Genomic DNA, 9,069 nt, shown 5'->3' with positions numbered 1-9,069 from the left:
GTGCATCTCGCTCAGCCGTGCCTCGGCCTCCCGCCGGGCGGTGATGTCCCGTGCGAAGAGAGTCATTCCCACCGCTCGTCCCTCCGGGTCGAGCAGCGGGCTGAGGTGGACATCCAGGAGATGCCGTGTGCCATCCACCTCGTACTCATCCTCGAGCCTCGCGCGCTGTCCGGCGCGCACCTGGGCCAGCGGCGACTTCCAGAGTTCCGGGCGCTCGGGCTGGCTGGTCCCGAAGACCTGGCCCACCACGGGCTCCTTGCCATAGCACCGGTGGTGGAAGTGTCTGGCCGCTGAGTTGGCGGTGAGCAGGCGTCCCTCCATGTCGAGCGAGACCACGAGATCGTCCGTGCTCTCCAGGACGCTGCTCAGCTTGCTCTCGCTTTCGCGCAGCGCCTTCAGCGTCCGCTCGAGGAAGGCCTGGGCCGAGTCCCGCGTGGTGTCGTGCAACGACCCCAGTCCCCAGGCCCCCAGGAAGGCAAGGGCCGCGAAGAAGTAGGAGAACCCGAGAGCGGCGGGGGTAAAGGCCTCTGGAGCGATGCCGACTCGCGAGAGGTAGAGCGGGTAGCCCAGGCTGAGCATCGCGATGAGGATGAGGGTGACGATCAGCCCCACCCGTGTGCCCGCCAGGAAGACGGCAAGCGCGGGAATCAGCATGGGCATCGCATGCATGCCGATGTAGGGGAACTTGAATTCAATGGCGGTCCCCAGCATCGCGAGCAGCATGGTCGTCAGGATGAGCACCGTGGGGGGGCCAGGGGTGGTGGAGCCGCGCACCAGGAACAGCGATCCCAGGTAGAGCAGGCTGGCGATGGCGCTGGGATAGGGAGGCAGGCCCAGCAGGAGCGACCACACCGTGAAGATGATGTTGAAGAAGAGCAGGAAGCAGCCGGCACCCACCAGGATCCGGTAGCGGACGAGCTCCGAAGGGGGCGTCCTCCTCAGGGGCTCCGAGAGCAGGGCATCCAGCCGCTGGAGGATCCAGGCACGCGAGCCGGTGCTCGTGGAGGACTGTTCGGTCGGCTCGGAGGAGGAGCGCATGGTCCGCTCTGGCGAAGGAGGAGAAGGGAGTGCCATGAAAAAAAAACCCCGGCGCGCCAGATGGCGCCCGGGGCGAGGTGGTGGGAATCGAACCCACCGGGGCAGTGGGGCTCTACTTGCCCAGCTCGGTACGGAGCTGCTGGATCGCCATGAGCAGCGGGGGCGGCTGCATGTTGGCCGGCACCTCCACCGCGAAGCGCTCGAAGTTCTCCAGCGCGCTCGCCTTGTCGCCCCGGCGCACCGCGAGCGCGCCCATGAACAGCAGCGCCTCCTGCGCGTCCGGGTACGTGTCCACCAGCTGCGTCAGCTCCTTCTCCGCGCCGGTCTCGTCGCCGCGCACGGCCCGCAGCACACCCTTGTGGACCCGCAGCTCCACGTTGAATGGATCCACCGCCAGCCCGCGCATCGTGACGCGCTCGGCGTCCTCGTACATCTGCCGGCGGATGAGCTCGTGGCTCAACAGGGACGCGGCATCCAGGTCCGACGGGTTGGCCTTCACGCGCTCCCACGCCTCGGCCAGCTCCTGGTCCATCTGCGGCTCGCCCTGCTGCTGCTGCTGGGCGTTCGCGGCCATGCCCGGAGGCACCTTGCCGGTCGCCGTGTCGTCCTCGCCGCGCGGTCGCTGCTCGGACACCAGCAGGTAGCCCAGCAAGCCGAAGAACAGCACGATGCCCGCGCCCCACAGCGCGCCCTGGAGCTGCGGCGAGAGGCCGCCCTTGGACACCACCGGCGCCGGCCGCGGCGCGGACACCGTGTCTCCGCCGCCCTGCTTCTTCAGGTGCTCGTCCTTGGCGCGCAGGGCCGCCACGGCCTCCTGCTCCAGCCGCGACCGCTCGGCCTCGTAGCGCTCCGCCGGCAGCGAGTGCTTGTCCGCCGCCAGCTCCTTGAGCTGCTCGATGAGGGACTGGTAGCGCCGCTCCAGGTCATCGAGCGCACCGTCTCGCGGCGCCTGCGTGCTCGCGGCCTTGCTGCGGCTCACGAAGAGGAAGAACGCCGCGGTGACGAAGCCCACCGCGAGGACGATGAGGCCGGGCAGCCAGTTGGTGGTCGGGGGGTTCATTGATCCATCTCCCGGCGCACGGCCGCGAGGTACGGGTCCACGGTGTCGTTGGAGGTGGCGGGCGCGGGAGGTGGCGCCGCGGCCGGAGCGGACGGCTCGGGCTCGCGCCGCACCTGCCGGTAGATGACGAAGCCTCCGCCCAGCAGCAGGGCCACGGGCCCCAGCCACACGAAGAGGTTGAAGCCCTCGGCCTTGGGCTGCAGCAGCACCCACTCGCCGTAGCGGGCCACGAAGTACTCGCGCACCTCCTGGTCCGACTTTCCGGCGGAGACGAGCTCGCGGATCTTGTCGAGCTGGGCGCGGGCCATGGAGGAGGGGCTGTCCGCGACGGACAGGCCCTGGCACACGGCGCAGCGCAGCTCCTTGCCGAGATGCTGGACGCGGGCCTCCAGGGGAGGCGCGAGGGGTTCACTCCCGGCCTGTTGGGGCGCGTACTGGCCCGTGGCGATGCCGAGAAAGAGGGTGAGCGAGAGAAGGGCAGCGGTCATGTGGAGGGCCAGGGGCCCAACCTACCTACCGCCACTGGGCGGGTGTTGCCCAGGGAAACCCGAGGGCAGGGGAGCGACCTCCGTGCCCGCCCGCCCGCTGTCCAGGGGCCGAGGGGGGGCCCGCTAGGAGGTGGTGGATTGAGGCTGCCCCCGGCCGTGCCGCATCTGCCGCAGGCGCAGCAGGCCGGTGGCCATGAGGCCCAGCAGGCGGAACTCGGCCGGCTCGAGCTTCTTGGCGGTACGCACCAGGCGGCGGATCTCCGCCGGCTCCTCGACGGGGCGGGGCGGGGCCTCCTTGGCCCAGAAGTTCTCCTGCGCGGGCGTGAGCCCCAGCAGCACGTCCGAGGGGATGCTCAAGGTCTCGCACAGCTTCCGCAGCGTGGGGACGCTGGGCAGCATTCCGCCGCGCTCCAGCCTCCCGTACACCTCGGTGGCGAGCCCCACACGCTCGGCGACGTCCTCCTGGGTGAGATTGGCCCGGACTCGCGCGGCTCGCGCCGCTGTACCGATGGTCGTTGCCAGTCCTCGTGGGAAAGCCATATGCCGTGCAGTCCTGGGTGGGGGGGAAGGTACGCCGGGGGACGTGACTTCAAAGATAACTGGAATAATGGTGACTTCAAGAGTCATGTGTGAGGAAGATATGACTCCAGAGGTCAGTGTTCGAACATTGGCCCGCATTCGTCCCCGTCATCCTTCTTGGTCGTTCAGGAAGCGCGTGTTTACCTCCCGAGTCATCTCGCCGACATCTCGTCGAAGGAGTTCCCCGCATGTCGCGTCGGTCGTCCACTGACACCCCCTTGCCCGGTTCCCCCCCCGTGGTCCTCCACGCCGGGCTGGCGACGTACGAGCTCGTCCGGACGTTGGGACAGGGCCACCATGGCGAGCTGCTGCTGGCCCGGCAGCGCTATCACGATGGGCTTGGGGGCCTCACCGTCCTCAAGCGGCTCAACCGCGTGGCGCGGCAGCTCGACTACCAGCGGCTGGTGGAGGAGGCACGGCTGGGTGGCCAGCTCCAGCACCCCAACATCGTCTCCGTGCAGCTCATGGGCGGCTCCGCGGAGGAGCCCATCCTCCTCATCGATCATGTCGAGGGGGACCTGCTCGGTGACCTGATGCGTCGGGCGACCGGGACGGGACTGCCCCTCTCGGAGACCTTCGCCTGCCATATGACCGCGGAGGTCGCGGACGCGCTGCACTACGCGCACGCGCGGGTGGATGAGAAGGGCCGGCACCTGGGCATCGTCCACCGGGACGTGACGCCCCAGGGCATCCTCGTGGGCCGTCAGGGCGAGGTGATGCTGACGGACTTCGGCGGGGCCTGGTCCCGCCTGGAGGGACGCATGTCCACGGAGGGAGACGCCGACTTCGGCCCCCTGGCGTACAGCTCTCCCGAGCGGGTGGCGATGGATCCGCTCGACGGGCGCTCGGACCTGTTCTCCCTGGGCCTCGTCTTCCTGCAGCTGCTCACCGGCCGGCACCTCTTCGACGCCGACGCCCGCTACGAGGCCGAGCTGCGCGTCCGCCACCTCCGGGCGCGGGGGGACTTCCCGGGGGCCAGCCGTGTGCCGGGGCTCGAGGAGCTGGGCCCCACGCGCACCACCGAGCTGATGCGGCGCATCCGCACCCTGAGCACGCGGCAGGTGGAGGAGGCCACGCGCTCGGTGCCGGAGGCGCTGCGCTCCATCCTCCACCGGGTGCTGGCGCCGCGGCGGGAGGACCGTTACGCAACGGGGGCGGAGCTGTGCCAGGCCCTCCGCGACTACCTGTGGGCATCCGGCCAGCGGTATGGGCGGATGGAGCTGGCGGCGGAGATGTCCGCCCTGCACGAGGCCGCCCTGCGCGACGGGGAGGGGGAGCCCTCCAACGCCTCGAAACGGGGGGGGACGGTGTCTCGGGGTCGCCGCAAGAGACCTGTCAGGGGGTCCTGACACTTGGCCAGGAGCCCCGGCCCGTGCTAGTCCGCCGCCTTCCTGCTTCTGTTTGGAGAAGGAGTCCGGAGATGGCTCGCCGTCACATCCGCGTCGTCGGCGCGATGCTGCAGAACGCCGAGGGGCGCTACCTCATCACCCAGCGCCCCCCCAAGGCGACGCTGCCGTTGCTCTGGGAGTTCCCCGGCGGCCGCGTGGAGGAGGGGGAGCCGGACGAGCAGGCGCTCGCCCGGGAGATCCGCGAGGAGATGGGTGTGGCCGTGGAGGTGCTGGAGCAGGCCCTCCATACCCACCACGAGTACCCCTCCTACGACATCGACTTCCGCGTCTACCGCTGCCGGCTCACCAGCCCCGAGTCCGCCATCCAGCACCTGCGCGTGCATGACCACCGCTGGGTAACGCTGGAGGAGATGTCGAAGTACCAGTTCCCCGACGCCGACGCGAAGACGCTGGCCAAGTTGCTGGGGCTGGAAGCCTGACGTGCGTCGTTCCGCCCTGGTACTCGCGGGCGTGCTGCTGGGCGCCTGCACGACGAAGAAGCCGTCGGGACCTGAAGCCGCCCAGGCCGCGGACCCTCGCTACCCGCCCGCCGAGGGCCTGCCCGGCTGCTCTCTCTATGGGGAGCCGCGTGTTACCGGCAGTCCTCCGAACACCGGCCGTGTCCCCCTGGTGCTGGCCGAGATGTCCGGCCTCGCCGCGAGCCTCCGCCACCCGGGCGTCTACTGGACCCACAACGACTCCGGCAACGCCTTCCAGGTGTTCGCCATCAATGATGTGGGGGCGGTGCTCGCCACCCTGACCCTCACGGGCGTGGACGCGAAGGAGCTGGGCCGGTTGGATCTCGAGGACGTTGCCTTGGGCCCGTGTGCCCCGGGCGATGGGCGCTCGTGCCTCTACGTCGCCGACATCGGGGACAACTTCGAGCGCCGCAAGCAGGTGCGCCTCTTCCGCTTCCCCGAGCCGGAGCAGGTGGCCGACGCCACCGTCGCCGTGGAGACGCTGCCCTTCAGCTACCCGGACAAGCCGCACGACGCCGAGGCCCTCGTCCTGGAGCCGAGGACGGGGCGGCTGGCGGTCATCACCAAGGAGCGCGCCTCGCTGGGCGCCGTCTTCTCGCTGGAGGGGCTGGCGCCGGGCAGCGTGACGAAGGCCACGCGCCTGGGTGAGCTGCACGCGCCGGGGGATGTCGACTTCCGCACCACCGCGGCGGACCTCCACGAGTCGGGGCAGCGCCTGCTGCTGCGCACCTATACCCGCGTCTGGGAGGTGCGTCGTCCCGGAGCCACCCGCCTGGAGGAGCTCGTCCAGGGCCAGGTGGCCGAGGTGCCCGGTCCGAGCCAGGCCCAGTCCGAGGCCCTCACGTACCTGCCCGGAGGCCGTGCCTACCTGCTGGGCTCCGAGTTCGCTGGCCAACTTCTGTATCGGGTGGACTGCCGCTGATCGGCGTCCCCGACAGAAGGGTGTCTTCTGGTTGGCAGTGCTGCTGGCCGGATGGACGTGAGGTGTTCCCGCGTTACCTCAAATACTGGCTCTGCATCCGCATGGCGGGTTGACCGGCGAGCGGGTGTGAACATCTTTGGCCAGCAGAGAAGTCGTACCACGTACCACCAGGGGTACGTGGAATGGGGGAGGGGGAGTGCGTCGACGATGAAGCCTCAGAACACGCTACCGCCGGGGATGAGCCCGCGCGGAAAGAAGCAGGAAAAGCCTTCGCCTCCCACGAACAAGGGCTTCAGGTTCGGCTCGCCGCTGGGCTACATCCTTCTGCTCGTCCTGGGCTTCATGCTGTTCCGCAACGTCTTCCAGGACGCGGGAGTGCGGCGGGTCAGCTACAGCCAGTTCCGTGAGGGCGTGCAGCAGGGCCAGTTCTCCCGAGTGCAGCTCTCGCCCGACTGGGTGAAGGGCTTCCTCAAGGAGAGCGCCGCGCCGCCGCCGGCCGACGCGCCGAGCGGAGTCGGGCCCTTGCGTGGCGAGCCCAGTGCGCTGCCGTGGCTGGCCTACCGCGTCCAGGGGGATGAGGACTTCGTCCCGCTGCTGGAGCAGCAGGGCGTCCAGTACGAGGCGGTGCCCCAGTCCAACTTCTCGGATCTGCTGTTGATCTGGCTGCTGCCCATCGCCTTGGCCTTCGTCTTCTTCAGCTTCATGATGCGGCGGATGAGCGGCGGCATCGGCCAGGGTCCGCAGAGCGTCATGAGCTTTGGCAAGACGCGCGCCAAGGTGCAGGCCGAGGCCGATACCGGCGTGGGTTTCAAGGACGTGGCGGGCGTGGACGAGGCCGTCGACGAGCTGCGGGAGATCGTCGAGTTCCTCAAGACGCCGGAGAAGTTCCGCAAGCTGGGCGGCCGCATCCCCAAGGGCGTGCTGCTGGTGGGTCCGCCGGGCACGGGCAAGACGCTGCTGGCGCGCGCCGTGGCGGGTGAGGCGGGCGTTCCCTTCTTCAGCCTCTCGGGCTCCGAGTTCGTGGAGATGTTCGTCGGTGTGGGCGCCGCCCGCGTGAGGGATTTGTTCGCGCAGGCCACCGCCAAGGCGCCGTGCATCATCTTCATCGACGAGCTGGACGCCATCGGCAAGAGCCGCAACGCGGGTGTCGCTGGCGGCCATGACGAGCGCGAGCAGACGCTCAACCAGCTCCTGGCGGAGATGGACGGCTTCGACAGCCGCGCGGGCCTCATCATCCTGGCGGCCACCAACCGGCCCGAAATCCTGGACAGCGCGCTCATGCGCCCGGGTCGCTTCGACCGGCAGGTGCTGGTGGACAGGCCGGACAAGCGCGGCCGTGAGCAAGTGCTGGAGATCCACTCCCGCGGTGTGAAGCTGGGGCCGGACGTGGACCTCAAGTCCATCGCCTCGCGCACCCCGGGCTTCGCGGGCGCGGACCTGGCCAACGTGGTGAACGAGGCGGCCCTGCTGGCCGCGCGCCGCAACCGCGAGAACGTCACCCGGGCGGACTTCGAGGAGGCCATCGAGCGCGTGGTGGCGGGCCTGGAGAAGAAGAACCGCCGGATGAACGAGCGCGAGAAGGAGATCGTCGCGCACCACGAGGCGGGCCATGCGGTGGTGGGCTGGATGCTGCCGTATGCCGAGCGGGTGACGAAGATCTCCATCATCCCCCGTGGCATCGCCGCGCTGGGCTACACCATGTCCCTGCCGCTCGAGGACCGCTACCTCATGTCCTACGACGAGCTGCGCGACAAGATGGCCTCGATGATGGGCGGACGCGCCGCCGAGGAGCTCTTCATCGGCGAGGTGTCCACCGGGGCCTCCAACGACCTGAAGCAGGCCACGGAGATCGCCAAGATGATGGTGCGCGACTACGGCATGAGCTCGCTGGGGCCGGTGGCGCTGGGGGCGGACAACCCGGGCTTCCTGCGCTCGGCGGGCGGGCCGGAGATCCGCACCTACTCGGAGCAGACGGCGCGGATGGTGGACGAGGAGATCCGCAAGATGGTCACCGAGGCGCTCGACCGGGCCCGGCATGTCCTCGCCACCAACCGGGAGAAGGTGGAGGTGCTCGCCGCGCGGCTGCTGGCCACCGAGGTGATCGACGAGGATGAGATCCTCCGTCTGCTCGGCCCCAAGGCCACCGCGGAGCGGGGCCTGCTGCACCCCGAGGCCCGCCAGGTCATCTCCGCCCACCCGGTCGGCGTGGACGAGACGCCGCCCCCGGGTGCCCAGCACGCCGAAGGGAAGCTGCCGGACGCCTGAACCCGCGGAGCGGGGGCGGTTGCCCGCCTGCCCTCCGAGCTTGCCATCGCCCTTCCACGCCGCATGTTCTGCGGTGTTGGAAGGGCGAAATTATGTTGGCCGGGAAGGAGGGAGAGGCCGTGGAAAACAGAATCGGGAAGAGCTACATGGCTCGCAAGGCACTCTTCGCCAAGGGTCTGCGTGAGGGGCGCCTCACGATGCAGGAGATCGAGAAGGCACTGCCCGCCGGGACACTCACGGCGGCCGAGCGCTGGTTGCTGTACTACTCGCTCCGGGCCGCCCAGGTGGAGATCATCGACGAGGTGACGGGTCAGGTGGACCACGGCTTCATGTCCGAGCAGCCCGCCACGCCCGCCGGGCACTAGTCCTGTCATCCATACGTTGACACACAGTCGGGGCTGGTTACGTTCGCCGCATGAACGGCAATCCCCGGACAGATGGGCCGCCGCAGGACGGCAACCAGGCCCAGGAGGCCGCCGCCACCACGGGCGCGCCCGAGACGTCCGCCGAGCAGCAGGAGCAGTCGTCCGCGCCGGCGGTGGACCCCGAGCGGCAGCGCTTGGAGGCGGAGCTGGAGGCGACCCGGCGTCGCGTGGACCAGCTCGCGCGCGCCTACCAGGAGGTGCAGAAGGACCGCGAGGAGTTCAAGCAGCGCCTCACCCGCGAGCGCGAGCGGATGATGGACGTGGAGCGCGGCAACGTGGCCACGGTGCTCCTGGAGGCGGTGGACGAGCTGGATCGCAGCCTCGCCATGGGCGGGGCGGACGCGGCCTCGCCCCTCGTGCAAGGCGTGAAGCTGATCCGTGACGGGCTGCTCTCGAAGCTGCAGCAGATGGGCATCGAGCGCATC

General features: G+C 69.7%; 10 protein-coding genes. 6 read left to right on the top strand and 4 right to left on the bottom strand.

Annotated elements, in window-relative coordinates:
• The 4 genes from VF697_RS34115 to VF697_RS34100 form a co-directional block, all read right to left on the bottom strand.
• Window positions 1-1,038: PAS domain S-box protein (locus tag VF697_RS34115; RefSeq protein WP_331101617.1), on the bottom strand; the 1,038-nt coding region annotated here is incomplete at its 3' end.
• Window positions 1,039-1,150: 112 nt separating this feature from the next.
• Complete coding sequence (locus VF697_RS34110; protein ID WP_331101615.1) at window positions 1,151-2,098, bottom strand: tetratricopeptide repeat protein; 948 nt, start codon at window positions 2,096-2,098, stop codon at window positions 1,151-1,153.
• Window positions 2,095-2,586 carry a cytochrome c-type biogenesis protein gene (locus VF697_RS34105; RefSeq protein WP_331101612.1) on the bottom strand — a complete coding sequence of 164 codons (492 nt, stop codon included), beginning with the start codon at window positions 2,584-2,586 and terminating at the stop codon, window positions 2,095-2,097. The genes VF697_RS34110 and VF697_RS34105 overlap by 4 nt, the downstream gene beginning before the upstream one ends.
• A 123-nt stretch (window positions 2,587-2,709) precedes the next feature.
• The gene (locus VF697_RS34100) at window positions 2,710-3,126 is read right to left on the bottom strand and encodes a helix-turn-helix transcriptional regulator (RefSeq protein WP_331101610.1); all 417 of its coding nucleotides are present in this window, start codon (window positions 3,124-3,126) and stop codon (window positions 2,710-2,712) included.
• 227 nt (window positions 3,127-3,353) lie between these two features.
• Between VF697_RS34100 and VF697_RS34095 the strand changes: the two genes are divergently transcribed.
• From VF697_RS34095 to grpE, 6 genes are all read left to right on the top strand, one after another.
• On the top strand, window positions 3,354-4,514 hold the full coding sequence (locus VF697_RS34095) for a serine/threonine-protein kinase (protein WP_331101608.1): 1,161 nt from the start codon (window positions 3,354-3,356) through the stop codon (window positions 4,512-4,514).
• Between the two features lie 71 nt (window positions 4,515-4,585).
• Window positions 4,586-4,993 carry a (deoxy)nucleoside triphosphate pyrophosphohydrolase gene (locus tag VF697_RS34090; RefSeq protein WP_331101606.1) on the top strand — a complete coding sequence of 136 codons (408 nt, stop codon included), beginning with the start codon at window positions 4,586-4,588 and terminating at the stop codon, window positions 4,991-4,993.
• A gap of 1 nt (window position 4,994) precedes the next feature.
• A complete protein-coding gene (locus VF697_RS34085) occupies window positions 4,995-5,954 on the top strand; it encodes a hypothetical protein (protein ID WP_331101604.1) in 960 nt (319 codons plus the stop codon).
• A gap of 207 nt (window positions 5,955-6,161) precedes the next feature.
• Window positions 6,162-8,219 carry an ATP-dependent zinc metalloprotease FtsH gene (gene ftsH / locus VF697_RS34080; RefSeq protein ID WP_331101602.1) on the top strand — a complete coding sequence of 686 codons (2,058 nt, stop codon included), beginning with the start codon at window positions 6,162-6,164 and terminating at the stop codon, window positions 8,217-8,219.
• Window positions 8,220-8,338: 119 nt separating this feature from the next.
• Window positions 8,339-8,584: an RNA polymerase sigma factor region1.1 domain-containing protein gene (locus VF697_RS34075; RefSeq protein ID WP_331101600.1), complete on the top strand. Its 246-nt coding sequence runs from the start codon at window positions 8,339-8,341 to the stop codon at window positions 8,582-8,584.
• A gap of 50 nt (window positions 8,585-8,634) precedes the next feature.
• On the top strand, window positions 8,635-9,069 hold a 435-nt coding region (grpE, locus tag VF697_RS34070), incomplete at its 3' end, for a nucleotide exchange factor GrpE (protein ID WP_331101598.1).

It is taken from the genome of Archangium sp., from assembly GCF_036388035.1.
GTDB lineage: Bacteria > Myxococcota > Myxococcia > Myxococcales > Myxococcaceae > Archangium.
This window is presented reverse-complemented; position numbering and strand designations above follow the sequence as displayed.